This window comes from Agrobacterium sp. a22-2 (genome assembly GCF_012276985.1).
In the GTDB taxonomy this organism is placed as follows: Bacteria; Pseudomonadota; Alphaproteobacteria; order Rhizobiales; family Rhizobiaceae; genus Allorhizobium.
Genome location: NZ_JAAXMM010000007.1, coordinates 135,040 through 160,859 on the forward strand (window position 1 = coordinate 135,040; position 25,820 = coordinate 160,859).

Sequence of the window (25,820 nt, forward strand, 5' to 3'; positions counted from 1 at the left end):
GTCCTCGGGCCTCCCACCCTCGGGTCTAATCTTGCCAGCGGCAGCCTGCTTGTTAAGCGGCTGCGGCTTCCAGCATGTAGCTCTCCAGTGCTGCCGCTTCATCAAGCGACAGGAACAGGCCTTGTTTGGTCCGGCGCCAGAGTACATCCTCTGCACTCAGCGCCCATTCGCGCGACATCAGCCAGCGAATTTCGATATCATACAATGTTCCGCCGAAATGGCGGCCGAGATCCTCGGTCCGGGCAGCCCCGCCCAGCATGTCGAAGGCGCAGGTGCCGTAGTTGCGTACCAGCCGGCGGGCATGGCGATCGGTCAGGAAAACATAGCGGGCTTTCAATCTTGCGACTTCGTCCTCGTAACCGGTCACGGCAAAATCGCCGCCCGGCAGATGGCTGGCGCCTGTCCAGCGCTTGCCTTTTTCACCGATTGCCTCGCCGATCTTTTCCAGCGCCGATTCGGCGAGCCGGCGATAGGTGGTCAGCTTGCCGCCGAACACGTTGAGCAGAGGTGCGGCGCCCTCCGGCGCCTCCAGCTTCAGCACATAATCGCGCGTTGCCTCCTGGGCCATGGAGGCGCCGTCATCGTAGAGCGGGCGAACGGCCGAGTAGGTCCAGGCAATGTCGGACGGTAGAACCGGCTCGGCAAAATATTCGCTGGCCGCGCTGCAGAGATAGTCGATCTCCCGGTCGCTGATCTTCACGTCCTTCGGATCGCCCTGATAGTCCTGGTCGGTGGTGCCGATCAGGGTAAAATCCGTCTCGTAAGGAATGGCGAAGATGATGCGGTTGTCCGGATTCTGGAAGAAGAAGGCGCGAGGTCCCTCGAACTTCTTGCGAATGACGATATGGCTGCCCTGTACCAGGCGGACATTGTGAACGTCGTTCTTGCCAACCGCATTGGCCAGTACCTTATCCACCCAGGGACCGCCGGCGTTGACGATCATCCGGGCCTTGACGGTACGGCGCGCGCCGCTGCGGCGATCGTCGACCTCTATCGTCCAGAGATCGGCATCGCGCTTGGCGGACACGACCTTGGCGCGGCTCATGATCTGGGCACCACGGTCAGCCGCATCGCGGGCGTTGAGGACGACCATGCGCGCATCGTCCACCCAGCCATCCGAATACTCAAAGGCCTTGGCGAAGAGCGGCTTCAACGGCTTGCCTGCCGGATCATGGCGCAGATCAAGCGTCTTGGTCGCCGGCAGCAGCTTGCGGCCGCCCAGGTGATCATAAAGGAACAGGCCGAGCCGGATCAGCCAGGCCGGACGCACACCGCCCTTTTGAAATGGCAGCACGAAACGCATCGGCCAGATAATGTGCGGCGCCATGGCCCACAGCACTTCGCGCTCCATCAGAGCTTCGCGCACCAGCCGGAATTCAAAATACTCGAGATAACGCAGGCCTCCGTGGATCAGCTTGGTGGCGCCTGAAGAGGTACCCGACGCGAAATCGTTCATCTCGGCTAGCGCCACGGAATAGCCGCGGCCAACGGCGTCACGAGCGATGCCGCAGCCGTTGATGCCGCCGCCAATCACAAAGATATCGTAGACCTGCTGATCGGACACCCGTCTCTCCCTTTTCGCATTGCAGCATTTTATTGCATTTGCGAAACCCATGATAGCTAAAACGAAATTTAAACGAATGTCAAACGAAAGCGTAAATCAATCCTTCTTTATTCGATATCGCCGGATTTCGGTGCCGTTTCCAGCAGCCGGACATCATTGTCCCGACAGATGGCGCGGATGGCCGCACTGTCGCAGCGGTCGGTGATGAAGGTGTGAACCTGCGAAAGGTGACCGATTCGCACCGGTGCGGCGCGTTCGAATTTGCTGGAATCAGCCACCAGGATGACATGGCGGGCATTGGCCATGATGGCTTGGGCGACCTTCACTTCGCGATAGTCGTAGTCCAGAAGTGCGCCATCCTGATCGATCGCCGAAACACCGATCACTGCATAGTCGACCTTGAACTGGCGGATGAAATCGACCGCCGCCTCGCCGACGACACCGCCGTCCGAGCCGCGCACCACGCCGCCGGCGATGACCACTTCCATCGAGGGAAAGACGCGCAAGCGATTGGCAACATTGATATTGTTAGTGATGACCATCAGTTCGCGATGATCGAGCAGAGCCTCGCCGACAGCTTCCGTCGTCGTGCCGATATTGATGAAGAGCGAGGCATTGTTGGGGATGAGATCGGCCGCCGCTTTGCCGATCGCCTGCTTTTCGGGGGCGGCGATCGAGCGCCGCGCCTCGTAACGGACGTTTTCGGCGCCGCTGGGGAAGATCGCCCCGCCATGGATGCGGGTCAGCGCATGGGATTCGCAAAGGTCGTTCAAGTCCTTGCGGATGGTCTGCGGCGTGACCGCAAAGCGGATCGCCAGTTCCTCGACGAGCACCCGGCCTTCCGCTTTTGCAATGTCGAGTATTTCCGTCTGGCGGCCTGTCAAAAACATTCGCACCTCCCCGCTTTCGTTTTTTCTTCATCATAGAGAAAAACGAAAGCGGCGCAACGGCCGATGAAGTAGCAGCAATCGACGCGGTGAAACGCGCCGCCCTGCCTCCCGACCTCGAAAAAATCAGGCGTTGCGCAGGCGGCCCTGCATCAAATCGGTGACGGCGCGGGCCGCTTCCAGCACATTGGTGCCAGGCCCGAACACTGCGGCGACACCGTTGTCGATCAGATACTGGTAATCCTGGCGCGGGATGACTCCGCCGACCACGACGATGATGTCTTCCGCACCCCTTTCTTTCAGGGCGGCAACCAGTTGCGGCGCCAGCGTGCGATGGCCGGCGGCCAGCGACGACATGCCGACCACATGCACCTTGCTCTTGATAGCCAGATCGGCCGCCTCTTCCGGCGTCTGGAACAGCGGGCCGGCCAGCACTTCAAAGCCGATATCGCCGAAGGCCGAGGCAATGATCTTGGCACCGCGGTCGTGGCCATCCTGACCGAGTTTGGCGACCATGATCTTCGGCTTTGCACCAAGCACCTTGGCGAAATCGGCGAGCCGGGTGACGATCGTGCGATATTCCGGATCGCCCTCGTAAGCCGCGCCATAGACATCGCTGACCACTTCCGGGACCGCCGCATGATCGCCGAAGACGGCGCGCATGGCATCGGAAATCTCGCCCACGGTGGCGCGGGCGCGGGCCGCCTCGACGGCTGCTTCCAGCAGGTTTCCGGCACCGGACCGGGCGATGTCAGCGAGCCTTGCCAGGGTTTCCTCGACCTTTTTCGCATCCCGCTGCCGCTTGGTCTGCTCAATGCGCTTGACCTGCGCCAGGCGCACCGCCGTATTATCGATCTGCAGGATGTCGATCGGCTCTTCGTTTTCCAGCCGATACTTGTTGACGCCGACGATGACCTCCTCGCCACGGTCGACGGCGGCCTGGCGGCGGGTCGCCGCCTCCTCGATCATGCGCTTCGGCAGGCCTGTCGCCACCGCCTTGGTCATGCCGCCCATGGCCTCGACTTCCTCGATCAGGGCCCAGGCCTTTTCGGCGAGTTCACTGGTCAGGCTTTCGACATAGTAGGAGCCTGCCAAGGGATCGACGACCTTGGTGACGCCGGTCTCGTGCTGCAGGATCAGCTGGGTGTTGCGGGCGATGCGGGCCGAGAATTCGGTGGGCAGCGCGATCGCCTCGTCCAGAGCATTGGTGTGCAGCGACTGGGTGCCGCCGAGTGCGGCCGACAGGGCCTCGTAGGCCGTGCGGATGACGTTGTTATAGGGATCCTGCTCCTGCAGCGACACGCCCGAGGTCTGGCAATGGGTGCGTAGCATCAAGGACGAGGCCTTTTTCGGCTCGAACTCCGCCATGATGCGCGACCAGAGCAGGCGCGCGGCGCGCAGCTTGGCGGCTTCCATGAAGAAATTCATGCCGATGGCGAAGAAGAACGACAGCCGACCGGCGAACTCGTCGACATTGAGCCCCTTGGCGAGTGCTGCCCGCACATATTCGCGGCCATCGGCCAGGGTGAAGGCCAGTTCCTGCACCAAAGTCGAGCCCGCTTCCTGCATGTGGTAGCCGGAAATCGAGATGGAATTGAACTTCGGCATCTCACGAGCCGTATACTCGATGATATCGGCAATGATGCGCATCGAGGGTTCCGGCGGATAGATATAGGTATTGCGGACCATGAACTCCTTGAGGATGTCGTTCTGGATGGTGCCGGAGAGTTCCGCGCGCGAACAGCCTTGCTCCTCGCCGGCGACGATGAAGCTGGCCAGGATCGGAATGACCGCGCCGTTCATGGTCATCGACACCGACATGTCCTTCAGCGGAATGCTGTCGAACAGGATCTTCATGTCCTCGACGCTGTCGATCGCCACGCCCGCCTTGCCGACATCGCCGACGACGCGCGGGTGATCGCTGTCATAGCCGCGATGGGTGGCCAGATCGAAGGCGACCGACAGGCCCTTCTGACCGGCCGCCAGATTGCGCCGGTAGAAGGCGTTGCTCTCTTCTGCCGTCGAGAAGCCCGCATATTGGCGGATCGTCCAGGGCCGGCCGGCATACATGGTGGCGCGCGGGCCACGCACATAAGGCGCAAATCCGGGCAGCGAATCGAGGTGATCGATACCGGCTAGGTCCTCGGCCGTATAGAGCGGCTTGACATCGATGCCTTCCGGCGTGTGCCAGGTCAGCGTCTCCGGCGCGGCCTTGATTTCTTTTGTTGCCAGGGATTCCCAGTCCGAAATCGTCTTCTTGGTCATTCGATGACCTCCCCCTATCCGTGTCCGTGCGACACCCCCGGCGACAGGGATGTTTCACCCCAAAAACTAGCCTTCGAATTCCATGATCAGCTCGTCCACCGCGAGCGACTGTCCGGCCTTTACCGCCACCCTCTTCACCACGCCGCGCTTTTCTGCCTTCAGGATATTCTCCATCTTCATGGCCTCGACGGTTGCCAACGCCTGGCCGGCTTCAACCTGCTCGCCTTGCGTGACCGCCACCGAAGTGATGACCCCCGGCATCGGGCAGAGCAGCATTTTCGACGTGTCGGGGGGCAGTTTCTCCGGCATCAGCCGCGCCAGTTCGGCAACGCGCTTGGAGCGGATGCGGGCTACCACCTCCATGCCGCGCCAGCGCAGGCGGACGGCCGCGCCGATCTGGTTGATCTTGACGCCCATCGCCTCGCCGCCGACATGGAAAATCGTGTGCAACTGTCCCGGCGCCCAACCGCCGGTCACGGAGAGCTTTTTGCCATCTGCAAAGCCGATAGAAACGCCGTCGATCCCGGTCGAGACCGTTACGGGAAACTCGAAGCCACCGAGCGCCACCGACCAGTCATGGCCGACCTTGCGGCGGTGATTGTCGATCGTGCCGGAGATCAGTACGGCGCGATCCTGCAGCGTCTGATTGACGACGGCGGCAATGGCTGCAAGCTTGCGTGCATCGGTCTCGCTCGGCGCCACGCCGGTAAAGCCGCCGGCAAATTCCTCGGCGATGAAGGCGGTGGTGATCTTGCCGGAGCGGAAGCGCGGATGCTGCATGACGGCCGAGAGGAAGGGCAGGTTGTGGCCGATGCCCTCGACCTCGAAATTGTCGAGTGCCGCGCTCATGGCGTCGATGGCGGTCAGGCGATCCTTACCCCAGGTGCAAAGCTTGGCGATCATCGGGTCGTAATACATCGAGATCTCGCCGCCCTCGAAGACGCCGGTATCGTTGCGCACGATCGTGCCGTCGTCCTGCTTGCCTTCAAGCGGCGGATGGTAGCGCGTCAGCCGGCCGATCGACGGCAGGAAGTTGCGGAAGGGGTCCTCGGCATAAAGCCGGCTTTCCATCGCCCAGCCATTGAGCTTCACGTCCTCCTGACCAAAGGACAGTTTCTCGCCGCCGGCCACCCGGATCATCTGCTCGACGAGATCGAGACCGGTAATCAGTTCGGTGACGGGATGTTCGACCTGCAGGCGGGTGTTCATTTCCAGGAAGTAGAAATTGCGGTTGCCGTCGACGATGAATTCGACCGTGCCGGCCGAATGATAGCCAACCGCCTTGGACAGGGCCACGGCCTGCTCGCCCATGGCGCGGCGCGTCGCTTCATCGAGGAAAGGCGACGGCGCTTCCTCGATGACCTTCTGGTTGCGGCGCTGGATCGAGCATTCGCGTTCGCCGAGATAGAGCACGGTGCCGTGCTTGTCGCCCAGCACCTGGATCTCGATATGGCGCGGCTCTGTCACGAACTTCTCGATAAAGATGCGGTCGTCGCCGAACGAGTTCTTCGCTTCGTTCTTGGAGGACTGGAAACCTTCGCGCGCTTGAGCCTCGTTCCAGGCAATGCGCATGCCCTTGCCGCCGCCGCCGGCCGAGGCCTTGATCATCACGGGATAGCCGATGCCATTGGAAATCTTGACCGCCTCGTCGGCATCCGCAATCAGGCCCATATGGCCCGGCACGGTGGAGACGCCGGCCTCTGCCGCCAGCTTCTTCGAGGTGATCTTGTCTCCCATGGCCTTGATGGCGCCGACCGGCGGGCCGATGAAAATGACGCCGGCCTTTTCGAGCGCCTCGGCGAACGCGGCATTTTCCGACAGGAAGCCGTAACCCGGATGCACAGCATCGGCGCCGGTCTGCCTGATCGCGTCCATGATCCTGTCGATGACGATATAGGACTGATTCGACGGCGCCGGACCGATATGCACGGCCTCATCCGCCATTTTCACATGCAGCGCCTGCGCATCCGCATCGGAATAGACGGCGACCGTCTTGATGCCCATCTTCTTCGCCGTTTTGATGACGCGGCAGGCAATTTCGCCACGGTTGGCGATGAGGATTTTGGAGATCATGGTCTTTTGACTTCCGTTGTGTCTTCGAAGGCTTGCGGGAAATTCTTGCGCGCCAGGCTGGCATTGAGTTTCAGCAGGGCAAAATACGAGGTCGGATCGAAGGCCCGTTCGGCCGGCAGCACTTCCCGGCCGAACAGCCGGCACAGGCGTTCGCCGTCCAGATTGCCGCGCTGGAACGGCTCCGTCCCGAAATGGCGCCAAAGGGCCTGCACGAACTCGATGTCGGCAAGGGCCACCGTTTTGTCCATGGTCCGCTGGCGCGGCCAGGCGGTCAAAGGCGTGACCTTGGAATTGGCCCGGCGAATGGTGAATTGCCACTGGGTTCCGAGCAATCCTGCCGGGAAGCCCTGGTGCTTGGGCATCAGCGGTTCCTTGGCCATCAGCTGCGACCCCGCTTGCGGTTCTTGTCGAGCCTCATGTCAGATTTCCATCACGTCTTCGAAGGCTTCGGGAAAGTTCTTGCGCCCGACCCGCTCGTCGATCTTCAGCAGAGCTTCATAGGAGGTCGGATCGAACGGGTTTTCGGCCGGCACCACCTCGCGGCCGAACAGCAGGTTCAGCCGCCCGGCATCGAGATTGCCGCGCTCAAAAGGCTCCGCGCCGAAATGGTGCCAGAGCGCATGCAGGAAGGCGGCGTCGACCTTCTGCTCGATGGTGTTGGGACGGGCGAGCCGCTGCAGGGCTTTCAGCGGCGTCGCCCCTTTTTCGTTTGCCCGGCGGATGGTGAAATGATGGCCATGGCCCGGCAGGCCGGAGGGAAAGCCCCTGTGTTTCGTCATCTCGGGATATTTGGCCATCATAGTCTCCTCAAGCCTTGGCTTGCTGGGCAATCTTGTCCTGCGTCTTCGTATCGAAGTCGGAGGCGTCGTGACGCTCGTGCAACTGGCCGGACAACTCGCCGGATGTGCGGTTGACTATGCAGCCGCGAATGAGGGCTGGCCGTTCCGCCAGCTCGTTCGCCCAGCGCACGACGTTCTTGTAGGTCTTGGTATCCAGAAAAATACCGGCATTGGGATAGGACTGGTTCAGGGCCAGCTTGCCGTACCAGGGCCAGATCGCCATATCGGCGATCGTATAATCCTTGCCGGCCATGAACTGGTTGTCGGCCAGATGCCGGTCCAGCACATCCATCTGGCGCTTGGCTTCCATGGCGTAGCGGTCGATCGCGTATTTGATATGGATCGGCGCATAGGCGTAGAAATGGCCAAAGCCACCGCCGACGAAGGGGGCCGAGCCCATCTGCCAAAACAGCCAGTTCATGGTTTCCGTGCGAGCTTTCAGGTCTTTCGGCAGGAAGGCGTCGAATTTTTCGGCCAGATAGACAAGGATCGACCCCGATTCGAAGACGCGGGTCGGTTCGGGCGTGGAATGGTCCATCAGCGCCGGGATCTTGGAATTCGGATTGACCTCGACGAATCCGGAGCCGAACTGGTCGCCATCGCCGATCTTGATCAGCCAGGCGTCGTATTCGGCGCCGGTGTGACCCGCGGCCAACAATTCCTCCAGCATGATCGTGACCTTCTGGCCATTCGGCGTTGCCAGCGAATAGAGCTGCAACGGGTGCTTGCCGACAGGCAGTTCCTTGGTCGTCTGAGCGCCTGCCGTGGGACGGTTGATGCTGGCGAATTGGCCACCATTGCCCTGTTCCCATGTCCAGACCTCAGGCGGCACATAGCCGGCCGGGAAATTATTCTCGGGGGATTTGTCGGTCATGAAATTCTTGTCCTTTGTTCGGTAAACGTGCCTGAGTGATCAAGCACAGCCACCAGGATATAGGAAGACATCGTCCGCATTTCCGCCCCTCACCATCACGTGTTTATGATCACAACGGGATCGTGTCGTGCTTCTTCCAGTGCGTTGCCACCTGCTTGTTGCGGAGCGACGCAAAGGCCCGCGCGATGCGTCGCCGCGACGAGTGCGGCATGATCACCTCGTCGATGAAGCCGCGTTCGGCGGCCTTAAACGGGTTGGCGAAGTTGACCTCGTATTCTTTCGTCCGCGCCGCGATCTTGTCCGGGTCGCCCAGTTCCGAGCGATAGAGGATTTCGGTGGCGCCCTTGGCCCCCATCACGGCGATTTCGGCGGTCGGCCAGGCATAGTTGATATCGGCGCCGATATGTTTCGACGCCATGACGTCATAGGCGCCGCCATAGGCTTTCCGCGTGATCAGCGTGACCATGGGCACGGTGGCCTGGCTGTAGGCAAACAGCAGTTTCGCGCCATGCTTGATGACGCCGCCATATTCCTGAGCGGTGCCCGGCAGGAAGCCCGGCACGTCGACCAGCGTCAGGATGGGGATGTTGAAGGCATCGCAGAAGCGCACGAAACGGGCAGCTTTACGTGAACTGTCGATGTCGAGGCAGCCGGCCAGCACCATGGGCTGGTTGGCGACGACACCGACCGTCTGGCCTTCCATGCGAATAAAACCGGTGATGATGTTGCGGGCAAAGGCCTCCTGTATCTCGAAGAAATCGCCCTCGTCGGCCAGCGCCAGGATCAGTTCCTTCATATCATAGGGCTTGTTGGAACTGTCGGGGATCAGCGTGTCAAGACGGGCCTCGACGCGGGCCGGATCGTCGTGGAACGGGCGCACCGGCGGCTTTTCGCGGTTGTTCAGGGGCAGGAAATCGAACAGCAGGCGGACCTGTTCCAGGGTTTCCACGTCGTTTTCATAGGCGCCATCGGCCACGGACGACTTTTTCGTATGGGTTCCGGCACCGCCAAGCTCTTCGGCCGTGACGATCTCGTTGGTGACGGTCTTCACCACGTCGGGACCGGTCACGAACATATAGGATGAATCGCGCACCATGAAGATGAAGTCGGTCATGGCGGGCGAATAGACGGCGCCGCCAGCGCAAGGGCCCATGATCACGGAGATCTGCGGCACGACGCCGGAGGCATCGACATTGCGCTTGAAGACGTCGGCATAGCCGGCGAGCGAAGCGACGCCTTCCTGGATGCGCGCGCCGCCCGAATCGTTGAGGCCAATGACCGGAGCACCGTTCTTCATCGCCATGTCCATGATCTTGCAGATCTTCTGGGCGTGGGTTTCCGACAGCGAGCCGCCGAGAACGGTGAAATCCTGAGAAAAGACATAGACCTGGCGGCCATTGATGGTGCCCCAGCCAGTGACGACGCCATCGCCGGCGATCTTCTGCTCGGCCATACCGAAATCGACGGCACGATGGGTGACATACATGTCGTATTCTTCAAACGAGCCTTCATCCAGCAGCACGTCGATGCGTTCGCGCGCCGTCAGCTTGCCCTTGGCGTGCTGGGCCGCGATGCGCTTTTCGCCGCCGCCCAGATGCGCTTCGGCCCGACGTGTCTCGAGCTGATCTAGAATCGTCCGCATGGAACCTCCCGCCTGTCTTGTCCTTTTGGGGACCGACGTTGCCTTTAAACCGGGCTGCTTGCAAAGAAAATGATTGAACGGGTGCGTTTGTGGAATTATGAATTTGCAAATAGAAAATTGCGAACTTGCGAATGGCAATCGGAAAACTCTTCATCGGACGAAAAGTGCGCGAGTTGCGGGTGGCAAGCCTTGCGACGCAGGCGCAGTTTGCCGAGAAGATCGGCATTTCGACCAGCTACCTGAACCAGATCGAGAATAACCAGCGGCCGGTTTCGGCCGCCGTGTTGCTGGCGCTGGCGGAAAAATTCCAGATCGACATAGGAGCACTGTCGTCAGGGCAGAACGATCGGCTACTGTCGGCGCTGACCGAAGCGCTTTCGGATCCGCTGTTCGAGACCTATTCGCCCAATCTGCAGGAGTTGAAGCTGGTGACCCAGAATGCGCCGGGGTTTGCCCATGCGCTGATCACCTGCCACCAGGCCTATCGGCGCAATAGCGAGCAATTGGCGAGCTATGACGATCGGATCGGCAATCCGGTCGGCCCGGTCGAGGTCACGCCCTATGAAGAGGTGCGGGATTTTTTCCACTTCGTCGATAATTACATCCATGAGCTGGACCTGTCCGCCGAAGCCCTGGCAACCAGCCTCGGGCTTGGCGACGACGACAGTCATGGGCTGCTGGTGCGGTATCTGGAAGACCGGCACGGGGTGCGCTGCGCTCGCGCCGAGATCGGCGATGGCGTGATCCGCCGTTTCGATGCCAAGGCGCGCATCCTGCGGCTGAACCCTTATGCGCCGCCGGCCACCCGCAACTTCCAGATCGCCGTGCAGATCGCCCAACTGCATGCGGCCGATGTCATCGAAACCGTTTTGCGCAGCGCCAATCTGCGCAGCGAGGAAGCCGCCGATATCTGTCGGATCGGGCTGCAGAACTATTTCGCCGGCGCGCTGCTTCTGCCCTATCGCCGTTTCCTGACGGCAGCGCGCGAATTGCGCCACGATATCGAGCTTCTCGCCGTGCGCTTCGGAACCTCGCTCGAGCAGATCTGTCATCGCCTGAGCACTTTGCAGCGACCAGGGATGAAGGGCATACCGATCTTCTTCGCGCGGCTCGACCGGGCCGGCAACATCACCAAGCGGCACAGCGCCGCCAAGCTGCAGTTTGCCCGTTTCGGGGCGGCCTGTCCGCTGTGGAATGCCCACGAGGCTTTCGAGGCACCGGGCCGCATCATCCGGCAATTGGCCGAAACGCCCGATGGTGTGCGCTATCTCTGTCTGGCGACGCTGGTGAGCAAGGGCTGGGGCGGCTTCAAGGCGGCGCAGCCGCGCTTCGCGCTGTCGTTCGGCTGCGAGATCACCTATGCGGAAAACTTCGTCTATGCCGACGACCTCGATATCACCAGCAAGCCGGCTTTCGATCCAATCGGCATTTCCTGTCGCATCTGCGAGCGGGAGGATTGTGCCAGCCGCGCCGTGCCACCGTTCAAGCGCCGGCTGCTGATCAACCAGGATCTGCGCGAGACGACGCCTTATCGCCTCGGCTGACCCTTGAGGTCACGCCATCAGCCGCGACGTCACGAGATAGCCGGCGGTCGCGGCAAGACCGGTCAGCACCGTTCCCCAGGCCATATCGACCACGCTCACCGACAGCGACCAGTTCTTCAAGGTCGATAGGTTGGTCATGTCATAGGTGCCATAGGCGATGAAGCCGAGAATGGCACCGGAAACCAGCGCACTCACCCAGTTTCCGCCGCTCAACGCCGGCGCCACCGCGAAATAGACGATGCCGGCAATGTAGAAGAAATAGAACAGCCCGGCCGCCACAAGATTCGGCTGGGCCAGCATCAGATCGCCGATCCGCGACTTGTAGAAACCTGTGGCAACCCGCGACAGCCAGATGAAATCGAGCCCGAAGAAGACGATAGCCGTCGAGATATAGGCGAGGATATAGGTCGTCACGGATGTCGCTCCTGCTGTTGAGGCCGGCCGGATCTCATATCCCGAGAACGGGCTGCACGAGCCGCAGCAGCCAGCTGCGGAATTTCAACGGCGCATCGGTGACTGCCAGGCAGATGCAATCCTCGCCCTCGTTGGCGACCGGCTGGTGCATCAGGGTTTCATCGGCCTCCTCGATATCGCCGCGATGGAATTCGCCCTCTTCGTCGCGGAAACTGCCGGCCAGAACCAGCGTCAATTCGCGCCCGCCATGGCTATGCTCGGGCACCGGCTTGCCGGCCGGAATGCGCAGCAGACGCACGCTGGTCTCGCCATCCCGGGTGCGGATCGGGATATGGTACGCGCCACGGCCGAGGGGTCGCCATTTCAAGTTCGCCCCATCGCCGCCGAGATAGGACCGCAGCGGTTCCGGCAGCATCGGCGCTTGCGGGGCGGTAGCCGGATTCGGCTTGGCGGTGGTCGCAGAAATTGCAACATCCCTATCGTCGCCCTGCATCCGGATCTTCATCTGCTCCCAGGATGCGGCATCGGTGCCGGCAACCGTATCCACTTCGGCGGGCAGGGTTTCCAGCAGCATGCCGGCTGCCGCCTCCATGCCCTTCAAACGCCGGCGGCAGGCCGGGCAAAGCGCCAGATGGGTGGCAACCGCAAGGCTCCAGCCTTCCGCCAAAGAGCCGGCGGCATAATCGAGCAGCAGTTCGTCGCTGACGTGATGGTTGATCGTCATGAGTGATCCTCCAGAGCCGAACGAAGCTTGGCAAAGGCCATGCGGATGCGCGACTTCACCGTTCCGAGCGGAATGTCGAGTTCCTTGGCGATGGCGCTATGGGAGGCATCGTTGAAAAAGGCGCGCTTCAACAGATCAAGCTGTTCCTGCGGCAGGCTCAGCATGGCGCGGTGCAGGCGCTCGGCCTCCTGACGGTCTTCGAGCTGCACGTCGGCAGCCGGCTCGTCATCCGGCACGAAAGCCGGATCGTTCGGATCGAAATCGGGCCGGCGATCCTTGCGATAGGCGGATACCCTGAGGTTTCGCGCAATCGTGAAGATCCAGGCCGAGACATTGCCGCGCTGCGGATCGAACAAGGCGGCCTTGTTCCACACCATCATCATGGTTTCCTGCATCAATTCCTCTGCCGCCTGCCCGTCGCGCGATTGCCGCGCCATATAGGAGCGCACCCTCGGGCCGTAATGGCGGAACAATTTCTCAAACGCCTCGACGCTCCTGTCGCGACCGACCGCGGCCAGCAGCGCGGACATATCCTCTGTTTCCAAATCCATGACCATTCCGTTCGAACGGGTTCGACAGCCCGCATTCTTGCCTGGCGACCGGGTCGAAGCCTGGGCCATCGCTTTGTATACATTGTGGCATTCAACTGCCGGGAGGGAAATGGTCATTGTCATGCTGGCTATTACGCGGCGCGGCGCAAGCTGGATCATGGCCCAATCAAAAATGAACAACCCAGTAATCCGCTTCTCCGGAAGATGCGTATTCAGCTCCAGCAACAGCGAAAAGTGCGTGGGGAGAACAGGCTTGGACAACGACATCTTCGCCCCGAGAGGCGCACGGAAAGTGGCCGTGATCGGCTCCGGGATTTCCGGCCTGTCAGCCGCCTGGCTGCTGTCCAGGCATTGCGACGTCACGCTCTATGAGGCCGATGACCGACTGGGTGGCCATGCCAATACAGTCGACATTCGCTTTGGTTTGGATGTGATATCGGTGGATACGGGTTTCATCGTCTACAACGATCGCAACTATCCCAATCTGGTGGCGCTGTTTAAACATCTTGGCGTGCCGACCGACGACTCGAATATGTCTTTCGCGGCCTCTCTTGATGACGGAAGGTTCGAATATTCGGGCTGCGGCCTGTCCGGACTGCTCGGCCAGCGCAGCAATGCCTTTCGCCCACGTTTCTGGCGCATGGTGTCGGATATCCTGCGCTTCTACAAGCAAGCACCTGGGCTTCTGGAGCGCAAAGATCTGGAAACCGCAACGATCGGCGATTATCTCGAGACCAACCGCTACAGCCGGGCCTTTGTCGAGGACCACCTGATGCCGATGGGGGCGGCGATCTGGTCGTCCTCGGCTGACGACATGCGCGGCTATCCGCTGCATGCCTTCATCCGCTTCTTCGTCAACCACGGTCTTGTGGTGTTGAAAGACCGCCCGCAATGGCGCACCGTCAGGGGTGGGAGCCGCGAATATGTCAGCCGGCTGCTGGCCGATTTCAAAGGCACGGTCCGCAGGAACACGCCGATTGCCAGCGTCACGCGCATCGGCGGTCGCGTGACCGTGACCGACACCCATGGCCATAGCGATCTGTATAGCGACGTCGTCATCGCCACCCACGCCAATCAGGCTCTCGCACTACTGAGCGATGCGGACCAGCGCGAACGCGCGCTTTTGGGCGCCTTCGATTACACGCCCAATACGGCCGTGCTGCATTCCGACATCCGCCTGATGCCGAAGCGCAGGCAGGTCTGGGCCAGTTGGAACTATATCGCTGCGCATCAGCAGTCCGGCCAGAGCCCGCTCTGCGTCACCTACTGGATGAACCAGCTTCAGAATATCGATTCCTCTATGTCGCTGTTCGTCACCCTCAACCCGTCGCGGGACATCAATCCGACCAAAATCCACCGGACGTTTCACTATGCCCATCCGTTGTTCGACCAGAAGGCCATGGCAGCGCAGAAGCAGCTCTGGCAATTGCAGGGCCGGCACAATACCTGGTTCTGCGGCGCGCATTTCGGCGCCGGCTTCCACGAGGACGGGCTGCAATCGGGTCTTGCGGCGGCTGAAGGCCTGGCGGGCATTCGCCGGCCGTGGTCCGTCAAGGATGAGTCCGCACGTATTCATCTCGGGCCGCGCTTTCCCAACCTGATGGCAGCAGAATGACCCGGAACTCGGCACTTTACATGGGAGAGGTCGTGCATGCCCGGCACAAGCCGCGGCAGCACACGCTGCGCTATAGCGTCTTCTGCCTGCTGCTCGACCTCGATGAATTGCCGGCGCTCGACGGCTCGCTGCGCCTGCTTTCCCATAACCGCTGGGGGATTTTCGGCTTTCGCGACAGCGACCACGGGCTGGGCGAGACGGGACACCTGAAAGACTGGGTGGCCGGACACCTGCAGGAAGCCGGACTCAGTGTCGAGGGACTGCAGGTCGAGGTGCTCTGCTATCCACGCATCTTCGGCTATGTGTTCAATCCGCTGACGGTCTATTTCTGCCACGGGCCGGACAGAGCCTTGCGAGCGATCCTCTATGAGGTCTGCAATACATTTGGCGAGCGGCACACCTATGTCATCCCGGCCACGGCCGAAGCCGATGGCAGCATCAAGCACGGCTGCGCCAAGCAAATGTATGTCTCACCCTTCATCCCGATGGACTGCAGCTACCAGTTCAAGATCGCGCCGCCGGGCGAGCATGTGCAGGTCAGCATCAACGAGGCCGATGGCGAAGGGCCGCTGCTCTATGCGTCCTTTGCCGGCAAAAGACGTGAACTGACCGACCGCCAGTTGCTCAAAGCGCTTGTCACCTATCCGCTGATGACCCTCAAGGTCATGGGCGCCATTCACTGGGAAGCCCTGCGCCTCTGGCTCAAGGGCGTGCCGCTCTACCGGCACAAGGCAGCAAGCCAGCGCATTGCCAGTTCCATCATTGCCCCGAGAACTGAAAGCGGGAGTACGCCGACATGAGCCATGCCGAACAACAGACCTCGCCGTTGATCGCGGGCGCCGCACCGCTCTGGCAAAGGCTGATGTGCCGCTGGGCGGAGCGCCTCTGCCATGGCCGGTTGACCATCGTCTTTCCCGGTGGCCGCGAGCACACGGTCCAGGGCAGACATGCCGGGCCGACGGCCGTGCTGCGGCTCAACAATGCCCGACCGGTGCGCCGCATGGTGACGGGCGGCAGCCTTGGTTTCGCGCGTTCCTATATGGACGGCGATTGGGACAGTCCCGATGTCAGTGCTTTCCTGCAACTGGTCCTCACCAATGAAACCCATTGGCGCTCGCTGATGGCGCCGTCGGCGCTGCTGGGCCGCTTTGCACTGCTACGCCACAAGCTGCGGCGCAATTCCAAGGCGGGCAGCCGGCGCAACATTGCCTTTCACTACGACCTCGGCAACCAGTTCTATTGGCATTGGCTGGACGAGACGATGACCTATTCATCGGCCATCTATGCCCATGACGGCCAGCCGCTGGCCGATGCACAGAATGCCAAATATGCCCGGATCGTCGAGGCTCTGAATATCGGCCCGAACGACCATGTGCTGGAAATCGGCTGCGGCTGGGGTGGGTTTGCCGATTATGCGATCCGCACCACCGGCTGCCGCGTCACCGGGCTGACGCTCTCCAGGGAGCAGGCGACTTATGCCCGCGACCGGCTGCAGAAGGCTGGGCTCGCCGACAAGGCAGATATAAGGCTGGAGGACTATCGCGACTGCCAGGGGCATTTTTCCAAGATCGTGTCGATCGAGATGTTCGAGGCGGTGGGCGAGGAAAACTGGCCGGTCTATTTCGATCGGGTTCATAGGCTGCTTGAGCCGAAGGGCCGGGCGATGGTTCAGGTCATCACCATCGATGACAACCGGTTCGACCATTATCGTCGCAATGCCGATTTCATCCAGACCTATATCTTCCCCGGCGGCATGCTGCCGTCTGTCTCGGGGTTCGAGAAGGCGGCTGCGGCCGGCGGCGTCGGCGTGACATCGGCCTTCCGCTTCGGGCTGGACTACGAGCGCACGCTGCTTGCCTGGGACCGCGCCTTCATCGCCAACTGGGCAAAGATCGCACCGCTCGGCTTTGACGAACGCTTCTTCCGTATGTGGCGCTATTACCTGCACTATTGCGCGGCCGGCTTCCGCAGCGGGCGGCTGGATGTGGTGCAGTTCGAACTTGCCAAGGCATAGGGGTTCAAGGGGCGGGCAATATGTCCCGCCTCTCTTTTAGGACCATCAGTCCTTGCGCAGCATGCGCCGGGTCAGCGCAAAACGCAGGCGATGCGGCAGGAGCCGCAGGATCTTCAGCGACAGCACCATTTTCCAGGGGAAGGCGATTTCGAACCGCCCGGAGGCAAGGCCACGGGCAATGTGATCGGCAGCCTCGTCCGCGGTGATCAGGAACGGCATCGGAAAATCGTTCCTGGCCGTCAGCGGCGTTTCCACAAAGCCGGGATTGACCAGGCTGAGGCGAACGCCCTTGGCCTCCAGTTCCGGATAGAGCGCCTCGCACATGTTGATCAGCGCCGCCTTGGTCGCGCCATAGTGCGCGGCACCCGGCAGGCCGACATAGCCCGACACCGACGAGACCACGGCAATATGACCGGAACCGCGACCCACCATGTTGCCGATCATCGCTTCCAGGCAATAGGCAGTGCCCATGATATTGAGCTCGACCATGCCGGCCAATTGCCGGCTATCGAAATGGCTGGCGCTGTCGCGCGCATAGGTGCCCGCACACAAGACCGCCAGATCGATCGGCCCCATCACAGTAGTGATGGCCTGTGTTAAAGCCTTCACGGCCTCCGGGTCGGTGATATCAAGCGGATAGCTTGCAATCCTGTCGGGCGCTTCGCGCACCAGATCGTCAAGCGCCTCGACGTTACGGGCGCTGGCGGCGACCCGCCAGCCGTCGCGAACCAGCCTTAGAGCCAGCGCCCGGCCGATACCAGAGCTGGCACCGGTGATCCAGGCAAGCTTGCCGGTCCTATCCAGCGGGGATTTCGTTTCGTGCTCGGCATTCATGATCTAGTCACCACCGCGGTGTTCTGCGCCGTGCCGCCGGAGGCGCCGATGACAAGGGTGCCATAGCTATCGCCCAGTGACGTCATGTCTTGAGATGCTTGCACGGCCTGCTCCCTTGTTGGTGAGAATACCCAAGACGATATCGCTGCGGCATCCGGAATGGCACGGCATGCGTATCGTTTCAGCAATACGCATCAATACCCGTCACCGGATCATCAGAGGAGCCAGAATGACGACATATCGTCTCCCGACATTTTGTATCGCCCTCGTGGCATTGCCGCGGCCAAAGGCGCTTCGGCTGCGTAACGCTATAACGCGGACGACGTCCGGCTAGGCATCATCGGTCGCCGGATCTGTCTTGCCGCTGGTGCGCGGACCAACGGCAGGCAAGCGCTGAAACGCATCAAGATTGCCGGAGGGCTTCAGCCGGCCTTTGTGCTTGGAGCCGGCACGTCTGGGCGCACGAAGGTGGCGCTTGCCTCACTGACGATCGAGACATGGGCGTAAGCCGCCTGACCGGCCGCCTGGATATCGCCGCGCAGGATGGCGATGACGATGCCGTCATGCTCGGCATAGGATTTCGCCAAACGGCCGGCGATGCGAAACTGAGCGCGGCGGAACGGCGCCAGCCTTGACCTCGTCTGCGTCACCAGCTCGAAGATATGGTCATTATGGGCGCCGCGATAGAGCCGGGTGTGGAATTCCATATTATGGGCGGCGTAGTCTTCCTCGGACCCCGCATGGACGAGGCGCATGGACTCGCGATGCATGCGCTCCAGCGCATGGCGCTCATCCACGGTCATCCGCTCCGCCGAAAGCCGTGCGCAGATGCCTTCAAGCTCGGCCATCGCCTCGAACATCGAGGAGAGATAACGCCCCGTGACATTGGTAACGACGGCGCTGCGATTGGGTTCGCGGTCGACCAGGCCCATTGTGCAGAGCTGGCGCAGGGCTTCGCGTACCGGCGTGCGCGACACTTCGAAACGGCCGGCCAGCGAGATTTCGTCCAGCCTGTCGCCGGGCTGCATGGCGCCGGTGACGATCATATCGGCAATGGCACGGACCATCTGCTCGACTGTCGTGCCGGCCCGGACGATCTCTCTTTTTCTTACCTGCTTCACACGCGACTCATGGGTTTGCAACTTGCATACAGATGCATTTCCCATCACCACAAGTCAAATCGGCCTGACAATGAGCTGAAAAGATTCACAGATTTACAGCTGGGAACATCGATTCTTCGGAGGAAGACCGCGCTTGGTACTCTCTAAGGCCTAAAAACTGCTCTTTGCATTTATTTTCATCAAATGGCTTATAAAACTGCATGCACTTTCTCACAGCAGAGAACGAGAATTCATTTAACTCATATTTTTCAGTTGATTAAAGAGTGGCATGCGTATTGCATACACTTTTTTCTGTACCCAGTTGAAACCGGCCCGGTGCCGCCGCCAAGGAGCATTCCGATGACCAAACTCCTTTCCCTGTCCAACCAAAACCTTTCCCGCCGCTGCTTTCTTGCCTCCACGGCGGCAGGCGCTGCGATTGCCGGCCTGGCGCCGGGCCTCCTCGTTTCTCCGGCCGCAGCGCAGGCAGCGCTTACCGTCGGCTTCATCTATGTCGGACCAAAGGACGACTACGGCTACAACCAGGCGCATGCCGAAGGCGCGGCGGTTCTGAAAACTCTCGAGGGCGTGACGGTCGTCGAGGAAGAGAACGTGCCGGAGACGGTCGATGTGCAGAAGACCATGGAATCAATGATCAATCTCGATGGCGCATCGCTGATCTTCCCGACCTCGTTCGGCTATTTCGACCCCCATATGCTGGATATGGCCAAGAAGTATCCCGACGTGCAGTTCCGCCACTGCGGCGGCATGTGGAAGGAAGGCACGCACCCGGCCAATACCGGCTCCTATTTCGGCTATATCGGCCAGGGCCAGTTCCTGAACGGCATTGCTGCCGGCTATGCCAGCAAGAGCAAGAAAATTGGCTTCGTGGCCGCCAAGCCGATCCCGCAGGTGCTGCAGAACATCAATTCCTTCCTGCTCGGCGCCCGCTCCGTCGATCCAGCCATCACCTGCCAGGTGATCTTCACCGGCGAATGGTCGCTGGCCGTCAAGGAGGCCGAAGCCACCAATGCGCTGATCGACCAGGGTGCCGATGTCATCACCTGCCATGTCGACAGCCCGAAGGTCGTGGTGGAGACCGCCGCCGGGCGCGGCGCCTTCATCTGCGGCTATCACGCCAACCAGAGCCCGCTCGCCCCAGAGAAATATCTGACCGGCGCCGAATGGGCCTGGGGCAACGTCTACAGCGATTTCGTCAAGAAGGCGCAGGCCGGCGAAGCGCTCGGGAATTTCGTGCGCGGCGGACTGAAGGACGGCTTCGTCAAGATGAGCCCGCTCGGTCCGGCCGTCTCGACCGAGGCCCGTACCAAGTTCGAGGCGACGCAAGCCGAGATGATGAAGGGCGGCTTCTCGGTCTTCAAGAGCGGCATGAAGGACAACAAGGGCGCAGTCGTGGTGACGGCCGACCTGGTCGAGGACGCAATCGAACTCGAAAGCATGGGCTATCTCGTCGAGGGCGTTGTCGGATCAACCTCTTGAACCTTTAAGGGAGCGGCGGGACTATGACCATCGAAGCAAACATGCCCATACTGCCTCCGATGGCGGATCGGGCCGGAGCCATCCGGCCCCTTCTGGAATGGCTGGCGCGGCGGGCCGAACCGGTGGCGATCGCGCTGTTTGCGATCGTCATCGGCCTGGCGCTGTTCTCGGTGTTCATCGCCGCGGTCGGCAAATCGCCGCTGCAGCTGTTCCAGCTGATGTATGCCGGTGGCTTCGGCAGCTGGTTTTCCATCCAGAACACGTTGAGCCGTGCCGCGCCGCTGTTGCTTACCGCCCTTTGCGTTGCCCTGCCGGCCCGGCTTGGCCTGGTGGTGATCGGCGCAGAGGGGGCGGTGGTGCTGGGCGGTCTGACGGGAGCCGCCGTCGCCCTGCCCCTGGTCGGAACCTTGCCGGCTGCCCTCGTCTGGCTGGCGATGGGCATGGCCGGAATGATCGTCGGCGGGATATGGATCGGACTTTCCGGTCTGCTGCGCCACTATCGCGGCGTCAACGAGACCATCGCCTCGCTGCTGCTTGCCTATATCGCCATCGCGCTGATGAACCATCTGATCGAAGGCCCGCTTCGCGACCCGGCCAGCCTCAACAAGCCTTCAACCGCCCCATTGCCGCCGGACTACATGCTCGGCAATATTCCCGGCATGGACGTCAACTGGGGGCTGGCGATCGGCGTGGTGGCCTGCATTCTCTCCTGGGTGCTGATCGAGGCCACCAGTTTTGGTTTTGCGGCGCGCATTGCCGGCGGCAATGTACGCGCCGCGCAAATCCAGGGCCTGCCGGTCGGCCGGCTGATCGTCGGCTTCACCGCACTGGCCGGTGGTTTTGCAGGCCTTGCCGGCATGATCGAGGTGGCTGCCGTGCAGGGCTCCGCCAATGCCTCGCTTGCCGCGGGTTACGGCTATACCGGCATCCTGGTTGCCTTTCTGGCCCGTCACAATCCGCTCGCCATCATTCCGGTCGCTATTCTGCTCGGCGGCATCGATGCATCGGGCGGGCTGATCCAGCGGCGCATGGGCCTGCCTGACGCCACGGTCCTCGTTCTGCAAGGCACGCTCTTCGTCGTGATCCTCACCTGCGAAACGCTGTTCGGGCGGTTCAAGATATTCAATCCCGACCTCTGGAAAAGACCCAATCTCTGAAAGGGAGACCACGATGGAAGACACGAGCATCGGTTTCTGGGGCGTACCGCTGGCAGTGTTTGCCGGCGCCATCCGGGTGTCCACGCCCTTCATCTTCGTCAGTCTCGGCGAGGCGATCACCGAGCGTTCGGGCCGCATCAATCTTGGCCTGGAAGGTACGCTGGTATTCGGGGCGATGGCGGCCTATGGGGTGGCGGTGATGACCCAGTCCCCCTGGCTCGGCGTTCTGGCGGCCATGGCGGCCGGCGCCGTGTTCGGCCTGATCCACGGTTTCATCTGCAAGTTCCCCAAGGTCAACGATATCGCCATCGGCATTGCCATGATGCAATTCGGGCTCGGCCTTGCCTTCTTCCTCGGCAAGCCGTTCATCCAGCCCTCGGCACCGAAACTGCCGTCGCTGTCGTTCGGCGGCTGGTCGTCGCTGCCGCAGGTGCAAGCAGCCCTCAACATCAACGTCCTGTTCATCATCGGCGGACTGCTGGCGGTCTTCCTCTGGTGGGCGCTGAAGAACACGCGCATCGGCCTCATCCTGCGGGTGGTCGGCGATAGTTCGGATGCTGCCCGCGCCATGGGCCTCAACCCGGACACCATACGTCTGATCGCCACGGCGGTCGGCGGGGCGCTTGCGGCGGTCGGCGGCGCCTATCTCTCGCTGTTTTATCCCGGCTCCTGGAACGAAGGCATCTCGTCGGGCCAGGGCCTGATGGCCGTGGCGCTGGTGATCTTTGCCCGCTGGAACCCGATCGGCTGTTTTCTGGCCGCCCTGCTGTTCGGCGGCGCCGGCGCGCTGGGGCCGGCCCTGCAATCAGTCGGCGTCTCGGAAGGTTATTACCTCTTCTACGCAGCCCCTTACGTGATGACGCTGGTCATCATGATCGCCACCTCGTCGCCCACCCGTTCGCTTGCCGGTGCCCCCGGCGCTCTGTCCCTGACGAAATAGGAGCCTTGCCCGATGAACAGTCTCGCACCCATGGCCGAGAGCGGACAGACGCTCCACACCATCGACGCCGATCCATACAACTGGCCCTATAACGGCAAGCTGCGGCCGGACAATACGGCGCTGATCATCATCGACATGCAGACCGATTTCTGCGGTAAGGGCGGTTATGTCGACCATATGGGTTACGACCTGTCGCTGGTGCAGGCGCCTATCGAACCGATCAAGGCGGTGCTCACGGCGATGCGCGCTAAGGGCTATCACATCATCCACACCCGCGAGGGACACAGGCCTGATCTGGCCGACCTGCCGGCCAACAAGCGCTGGCGCTCGCAGCGTATCGGTGCCGGTATCGGCGATGCCGGACCCTGCGGCCGCATTCTCGTGCGTGGCGAGCCGGGCTGGGACATCATCGAGGATCTCTATCCGATTGCCGGCGAAACGATCATCGACAAACCGGGGAAGGGGTCGTTCTGCGCCACAGATCTTGAGCTGATCCTCAACCAGAAGCGCATCGAGAACATCATCCTGACCGGCATCACCACCGATGTCTGCGTGTCGACGACCATGCGCGAGGCCAATGACCGTGGCTTCGAATGCCTGCTGCTCGAAGACTGCTGCGGCGCGACCGACTACGGCAATCACCTGGCGGCAATCAAGATGGTCAAGATGCAGGGCGGCGTGTTCGGCTCGGTCTCCAATTCCGCGACGCTCGTGAGGCAGCTGCCATGATCATCGGCGATATTCCTCAGGCAAAGACCATTCCCGCCGTCGGCATCGAGACGGTCGGCATGACCATGCGCTTCGGCTCGTTCACCGCGCTCGACAATGTCTCGATCAAGGTGCCGGCCGGGTCGTTCCATGCCCTGCTCGGCGAAAACGGCGCTGGCAAGTCAACACTGGTCAAATGCATCATGGGCTTCTACCGTCAGACATCCGGCCAATTGCAGGTGGACGACCGCGAAGTGGCGATCGCCTCGCCGCGCGACGCGGCCACCCATGGGCTCGGCATGGTCTATCAGCATTTCACGCTGGTGCCGTCGCTGACGGGGGCGGAGAACCTGGTGATCAGCCGCACCGACGTGCCCGCCGTCATCAACTGGGCCAGGGAGCGAAAGGCGCTTGCTGCCTTCATGGAGACCATGCCCTTCGACATTCCGCTCGATCGACCGGTCAACGACTTGGCGGCCGGCGAAAAGCAGAAGCTGGAAATCATCAAGCAGCTCTATCTCGGGCGACGCTTTCTGGTCCTTGATGAGCCGACATCCGTACTGACGCCGGCCGAAGCCGACGACATGCTGGGCCTGGTGCGCGGCCTGACGCAGAGCGGCGAACTCACCGTCCTGATGATCAGCCACAAGTTCCATGAGGTCACCAAGTTTGCTGATGCCGTCTCGGTGTTGCGACGCGGCAAATACATGGGCGGCGGCAAGGTGGCGGATCTGACCACAAAGGAGATGGCGGCGATGATGATCGGCGACGTCAAGCTGGCCGAACTCGATACCCGGCTACCGGTTTCCGAGGGGGCTGCCCGCGTGCTTGCGGTCGAGAATGCGAGAGCTGCCGACCGATCGGGCCTGAAATCGATCGATGTCGACGGACTGGTGGTACATTCCGGCGAAATCGTTGGCATTGCCGGCATTTCCGGCAATGGCCAGAAGGAACTGGCGGAAATGCTGGCCGGACAGCGGCCGCTGGAAGCCGGCGAAGTCATCGTCAAGGGCAAACGCTATGGCGCGACGCGGGCCGAGACGCGCGACAACAATGTACGCTTCATTCCCGAAGAGCCGCTTGCCAATGCCTGCGCGCCGAAAATGACGGTGACCGAGAACCTTGCCTTTCGCACCTTCGACATCAAGCCCTCGGGAAGCGATGCCCTGTGGCTCGACGGGCGCAGCATGCGCAAACGGGGCCAGGCGCTGATTGCCGATTTCAAGGTGAAGACCGCCTCGCCGGCCTCGCCGATCGCAGCTCTCTCGGGCGGCAATGTGCAGCGCGCCGTGCTGGCCCGTGAACTGACCGGTGATGTCGATCTGCTGATCGTCTCCAATCCCTGCTTCGGATTGGATTTCTCCGCTGTTGCGGAAATCCGCGCCCGGATCATGAAGGCGCGCAATGCCGGCACGGCGGTGCTGCTGATCTCGGAGGACCTCGACGAGTTGATGGAAATGTCGGACAGGATCATGGTGATGTCGGACGGCAAACTGGTTTACGACACACCGGCGCGCGAAGCCGATATCGCTGTGATCGGTGCCCATATGGCGGGGCATCACTGATGGTGGAGATTGCAGCACTCCCCTTTGCTTTCCCCCTGAAACCGGATGCGGTGGCGCTCGTCGTCATCGACATGCAACGCGATTTTGCCGAGGAGGGCGGTTTTGGCGCCAGCCTTGGCAATGACGTGAGCCGGGTGACCAAGATCGTGCCTGACGTGAAGAGGCTGATCGACGGCTTTCGCAAGGCCGGACTACCGGTGATCCACACGATGGAATGCCATCGGCCGGATCTCTCCGATCTGCCGCCGGCCAAACGCGATCGCGGCAATCCGAGCCTCAGGATCGGCGACCAGGGGCCAATGGGGCGCATCCTCATTGCCGGGGAGCCCGGCACCGCCATTCTGGCCGAACTGGCGCCTATCGAAGGCGAGATCGTCATCGAGAAACCCGGCAAGGGCGCCTTCTATGCCACGCCGCTTGGTGAGATTCTGAAAGAGCGCGGCATCAGCCAACTGGTGTTTGCCGGCGTGACCACCGAGGTCTGCGTGCAGACGACGATGCGCGAGGCCAATGATCGAGGCTATGAATGCCTGCTGATCGAAGAGGCGACGGAGAGCTATTTTCCCGAGTTCAAGACCGCGGCCATCGCGATGATCCGGGCGCAGGGCGGCATTGTCGGCTGGACCGCCCATCTCGACGACCTGCTGGAAGGATTGCCGCATGCCTGAGACGACCCGCGAAAACCTCACCGGCGGCGGCTGGAAGGATCTGGACTTCGGCCCCTTTCGCGACGGCGTGACGATCCACTGGATCAAGCCGTTTATCGACGACCAGCCGGGCGTGGCGCTTTTGAAATACGAGGCCGGCGCTGGCGTTCCGCGCCATCGCCACGAAGGGCTGGAGACCATCGTCGTGCTGCACGGCACCCAGTCGGACGAGACGGGCGACTATGGGGTCGGCTCGCTGGTGGTCAATGCGATCGGCACCGAACACTCCGTCTGGAGCGACACCGGCTGCGTCGTGCTGATCCAGTGGGACCGGCCGGTGACAATTCTCGAGGGACACTGATG

General features: G+C 61.6%; 24 protein-coding genes. 11 read left to right on the forward strand and 13 right to left on the reverse strand.

Annotated elements, in window-relative coordinates:
• Positions 1–52: 52 nt before the first annotated feature.
• The 8 genes from HFC70_RS12805 to HFC70_RS12840 form a co-directional block, all read right to left on the reverse strand.
• Positions 53–1,564 (reverse strand): glycerol-3-phosphate dehydrogenase, encoded by a 1,512-nt coding sequence (locus tag HFC70_RS12805; RefSeq protein ID WP_168473649.1) that lies wholly within the window; start codon positions 1,562–1,564, stop codon positions 53–55.
• Between the two features lie 107 nt (positions 1,565–1,671).
• A complete protein-coding gene (locus HFC70_RS12810) occupies positions 1,672–2,454 on the reverse strand; it encodes a DeoR/GlpR family DNA-binding transcription regulator (protein WP_168473650.1) in 783 nt (260 codons plus the stop codon).
• A gap of 123 nt (positions 2,455–2,577) precedes the next feature.
• Entirely contained in the window at positions 2,578–4,716 is a 2,139-nt protein-coding gene (scpA, locus tag HFC70_RS12815) for a methylmalonyl-CoA mutase (protein WP_168473651.1), read from the reverse strand.
• 66 nt (positions 4,717–4,782) lie between these two features.
• Positions 4,783–6,789, reverse strand: a complete 2,007-nt coding sequence (locus tag HFC70_RS12820) for an acetyl/propionyl/methylcrotonyl-CoA carboxylase subunit alpha (protein ID WP_168473652.1) — start codon at positions 6,787–6,789, stop codon at positions 4,783–4,785.
• Entirely contained in the window at positions 6,786–7,169 is a 384-nt protein-coding gene (locus tag HFC70_RS12825; RefSeq protein WP_168473653.1) for a hypothetical protein, read from the reverse strand. Before HFC70_RS12825 ends, HFC70_RS12820 begins: the two co-directional genes overlap by 4 nt.
• Before the next feature lie 39 nt (positions 7,170–7,208).
• Positions 7,209–7,586: a hypothetical protein gene (locus tag HFC70_RS12830; protein ID WP_168473654.1), complete on the reverse strand. Its 378-nt coding sequence runs from the start codon at positions 7,584–7,586 to the stop codon at positions 7,209–7,211.
• A gap of 10 nt (positions 7,587–7,596) precedes the next feature.
• Positions 7,597–8,502 (reverse strand): glutathione-dependent disulfide-bond oxidoreductase, encoded by a 906-nt coding sequence (gene yghU, locus HFC70_RS12835; RefSeq protein ID WP_168473655.1) that lies wholly within the window; start codon positions 8,500–8,502, stop codon positions 7,597–7,599.
• Between the two features lie 109 nt (positions 8,503–8,611).
• Positions 8,612–10,144, reverse strand: coding sequence for an acyl-CoA carboxylase subunit beta (locus HFC70_RS12840; protein ID WP_168473656.1), 1,533 nt, complete (start codon positions 10,142–10,144; stop codon positions 8,612–8,614).
• A gap of 131 nt (positions 10,145–10,275) precedes the next feature.
• Between HFC70_RS12840 and HFC70_RS12845 the strand changes: the two genes are divergently transcribed.
• Positions 10,276–11,688: a short-chain fatty acyl-CoA regulator family protein gene (locus tag HFC70_RS12845; RefSeq protein WP_168473657.1), complete on the forward strand. Its 1,413-nt coding sequence runs from the start codon at positions 10,276–10,278 to the stop codon at positions 11,686–11,688.
• A 9-nt stretch (positions 11,689–11,697) separates the two neighbouring features.
• On the opposite strand, the gene HFC70_RS12850 is transcribed toward HFC70_RS12845, so the two are convergent.
• From HFC70_RS12850 to HFC70_RS12860, 3 genes are read right to left on the reverse strand one after another with little or no spacing between them, the layout of a single operon-like run.
• Positions 11,698–12,102 carry a DUF2177 family protein gene (locus tag HFC70_RS12850; RefSeq protein WP_168473658.1) on the reverse strand — a complete coding sequence of 135 codons (405 nt, stop codon included), beginning with the start codon at positions 12,100–12,102 and terminating at the stop codon, positions 11,698–11,700.
• 34 nt (positions 12,103–12,136) lie between these two features.
• Positions 12,137–12,826, reverse strand: coding sequence for a ChrR family anti-sigma-E factor (locus HFC70_RS12855; protein ID WP_168473659.1), 690 nt, complete (start codon positions 12,824–12,826; stop codon positions 12,137–12,139).
• Positions 12,823–13,377 (reverse strand): sigma-70 family RNA polymerase sigma factor, encoded by a 555-nt coding sequence (locus tag HFC70_RS12860; RefSeq protein ID WP_246735755.1) that lies wholly within the window; start codon positions 13,375–13,377, stop codon positions 12,823–12,825. Before HFC70_RS12860 ends, HFC70_RS12855 begins: the two co-directional genes overlap by 4 nt.
• Before the next feature lie 253 nt (positions 13,378–13,630).
• On the opposite strand from HFC70_RS12860, the gene HFC70_RS12865 reads away from it, so the two are divergent.
• From HFC70_RS12865 to HFC70_RS12875, 3 genes are read left to right on the forward strand one after another with little or no spacing between them, the layout of a single operon-like run.
• Positions 13,631–14,992 carry an NAD(P)/FAD-dependent oxidoreductase gene (locus HFC70_RS12865; RefSeq protein ID WP_246735756.1) on the forward strand — a complete coding sequence of 454 codons (1,362 nt, stop codon included), beginning with the start codon at positions 13,631–13,633 and terminating at the stop codon, positions 14,990–14,992.
• Positions 14,989–15,792: a DUF1365 domain-containing protein gene (locus HFC70_RS12870; RefSeq protein ID WP_168473662.1), complete on the forward strand. Its 804-nt coding sequence runs from the start codon at positions 14,989–14,991 to the stop codon at positions 15,790–15,792. The genes HFC70_RS12865 and HFC70_RS12870 overlap by 4 nt, the downstream gene beginning before the upstream one ends.
• Entirely contained in the window at positions 15,789–17,006 is a 1,218-nt protein-coding gene (locus HFC70_RS12875) for a cyclopropane-fatty-acyl-phospholipid synthase family protein (RefSeq protein WP_168473663.1), read from the forward strand. Before HFC70_RS12870 ends, HFC70_RS12875 begins: the two co-directional genes overlap by 4 nt.
• 45 nt (positions 17,007–17,051) lie before the next feature.
• On the opposite strand, the gene HFC70_RS12880 is transcribed toward HFC70_RS12875, so the two are convergent.
• Entirely contained in the window at positions 17,052–17,840 is a 789-nt protein-coding gene (locus tag HFC70_RS12880; RefSeq protein ID WP_168473664.1) for an SDR family oxidoreductase, read from the reverse strand.
• 422 nt (positions 17,841–18,262) lie between these two features.
• Positions 18,263–18,961 carry a GntR family transcriptional regulator gene (locus tag HFC70_RS12885; protein WP_168473665.1) on the reverse strand — a complete coding sequence of 233 codons (699 nt, stop codon included), beginning with the start codon at positions 18,959–18,961 and terminating at the stop codon, positions 18,263–18,265.
• Between the two features lie 339 nt (positions 18,962–19,300).
• Here HFC70_RS12885 and HFC70_RS12890 point away from each other — a divergent pair, with 339 nt between their 5' ends.
• From HFC70_RS12890 to HFC70_RS12920, 7 genes are read left to right on the forward strand one after another with little or no spacing between them, the layout of a single operon-like run.
• Positions 19,301–20,440 carry a BMP family ABC transporter substrate-binding protein gene (locus HFC70_RS12890; protein ID WP_168473666.1) on the forward strand — a complete coding sequence of 380 codons (1,140 nt, stop codon included), beginning with the start codon at positions 19,301–19,303 and terminating at the stop codon, positions 20,438–20,440.
• A 23-nt stretch (positions 20,441–20,463) separates the two neighbouring features.
• Positions 20,464–21,597 (forward strand): ABC transporter permease, encoded by a 1,134-nt coding sequence (locus tag HFC70_RS12895; RefSeq protein ID WP_168473667.1) that lies wholly within the window; start codon positions 20,464–20,466, stop codon positions 21,595–21,597.
• 13 nt (positions 21,598–21,610) lie between these two features.
• Positions 21,611–22,537 (forward strand): ABC transporter permease, encoded by a 927-nt coding sequence (locus HFC70_RS12900; RefSeq protein WP_168473668.1) that lies wholly within the window; start codon positions 21,611–21,613, stop codon positions 22,535–22,537.
• Between the two features lie 30 nt (positions 22,538–22,567).
• The gene (locus HFC70_RS12905; protein ID WP_168473781.1) at positions 22,568–23,266 is read left to right on the forward strand and encodes a cysteine hydrolase family protein; all 699 of its coding nucleotides are present in this window, start codon (positions 22,568–22,570) and stop codon (positions 23,264–23,266) included.
• On the forward strand, positions 23,263–24,810 hold the full coding sequence (locus HFC70_RS12910) for an ABC transporter ATP-binding protein (protein ID WP_168473669.1): 1,548 nt from the start codon (positions 23,263–23,265) through the stop codon (positions 24,808–24,810). Before HFC70_RS12905 ends, HFC70_RS12910 begins: the two co-directional genes overlap by 4 nt.
• Positions 24,810–25,478 (forward strand): cysteine hydrolase family protein, encoded by a 669-nt coding sequence (locus HFC70_RS12915; protein WP_168473670.1) that lies wholly within the window; start codon positions 24,810–24,812, stop codon positions 25,476–25,478. The genes HFC70_RS12910 and HFC70_RS12915 overlap by 1 nt, the downstream gene beginning before the upstream one ends.
• Entirely contained in the window at positions 25,471–25,818 is a 348-nt protein-coding gene (locus HFC70_RS12920) for a cupin domain-containing protein (RefSeq protein ID WP_168473671.1), read from the forward strand. Before HFC70_RS12915 ends, HFC70_RS12920 begins: the two co-directional genes overlap by 8 nt.
• The last annotated feature ends 2 nt before the right edge of the window (positions 25,819–25,820 follow it).

Bases quoted from the DNA above. Each gene is read 5' to 3' on its own strand.
- HFC70_RS12810 (WP_168473650.1), bottom strand. From the start codon at position 2,454: ATGTTTTTGACAGGCCGCCAGACGGAAATACTCGACATTGCAAAAGCG.
- scpA (WP_168473651.1), bottom strand. From the start codon at position 4,716: ATGACCAAGAAGACGATTTCGGACTGGGAATCCCTGGCAACAAAAGAA.
- HFC70_RS12820 (WP_168473652.1), bottom strand. From the start codon at position 6,789: ATGATCTCCAAAATCCTCATCGCCAACCGTGGCGAAATTGCCTGCCGC.
- HFC70_RS12825 (WP_168473653.1), bottom strand. From the start codon at position 7,169: ATGGCCAAGGAACCGCTGATGCCCAAGCACCAGGGCTTCCCGGCAGGA.
- HFC70_RS12830 (WP_168473654.1), bottom strand. From the start codon at position 7,586: ATGGCCAAATATCCCGAGATGACGAAACACAGGGGCTTTCCCTCCGGC.
- yghU (WP_168473655.1), bottom strand. From the start codon at position 8,502: ATGACCGACAAATCCCCCGAGAATAATTTCCCGGCCGGCTATGTGCCG.
- HFC70_RS12840 (WP_168473656.1), bottom strand. From the start codon at position 10,144: ATGCGGACGATTCTAGATCAGCTCGAGACACGTCGGGCCGAAGCGCAT.
- HFC70_RS12845 (WP_168473657.1), top strand. From the start codon at position 10,276: ATGGCAATCGGAAAACTCTTCATCGGACGAAAAGTGCGCGAGTTGCGG.
- HFC70_RS12855 (WP_168473659.1), bottom strand. From the start codon at position 12,826: ATGACGATCAACCATCACGTCAGCGACGAACTGCTGCTCGATTATGCC.
- HFC70_RS12860 (WP_246735755.1), bottom strand. From the start codon at position 13,377: ATGGATTTGGAAACAGAGGATATGTCCGCGCTGCTGGCCGCGGTCGGT.
- HFC70_RS12870 (WP_168473662.1), top strand. From the start codon at position 14,989: ATGACCCGGAACTCGGCACTTTACATGGGAGAGGTCGTGCATGCCCGG.
- HFC70_RS12875 (WP_168473663.1), top strand. From the start codon at position 15,789: ATGAGCCATGCCGAACAACAGACCTCGCCGTTGATCGCGGGCGCCGCA.
- HFC70_RS12880 (WP_168473664.1), bottom strand. From the start codon at position 17,840: ATGAATGCCGAGCACGAAACGAAATCCCCGCTGGATAGGACCGGCAAG.
- HFC70_RS12890 (WP_168473666.1), top strand. From the start codon at position 19,301: ATGACCAAACTCCTTTCCCTGTCCAACCAAAACCTTTCCCGCCGCTGC.
- HFC70_RS12895 (WP_168473667.1), top strand. From the start codon at position 20,464: ATGACCATCGAAGCAAACATGCCCATACTGCCTCCGATGGCGGATCGG.
- HFC70_RS12900 (WP_168473668.1), top strand. From the start codon at position 21,611: ATGGAAGACACGAGCATCGGTTTCTGGGGCGTACCGCTGGCAGTGTTT.
- HFC70_RS12905 (WP_168473781.1), top strand. From the start codon at position 22,568: ATGGCCGAGAGCGGACAGACGCTCCACACCATCGACGCCGATCCATAC.
- HFC70_RS12910 (WP_168473669.1), top strand. From the start codon at position 23,263: ATGATCATCGGCGATATTCCTCAGGCAAAGACCATTCCCGCCGTCGGC.
- HFC70_RS12915 (WP_168473670.1), top strand. From the start codon at position 24,810: ATGGTGGAGATTGCAGCACTCCCCTTTGCTTTCCCCCTGAAACCGGAT.
- HFC70_RS12920 (WP_168473671.1), top strand. From the start codon at position 25,471: ATGCCTGAGACGACCCGCGAAAACCTCACCGGCGGCGGCTGGAAGGAT.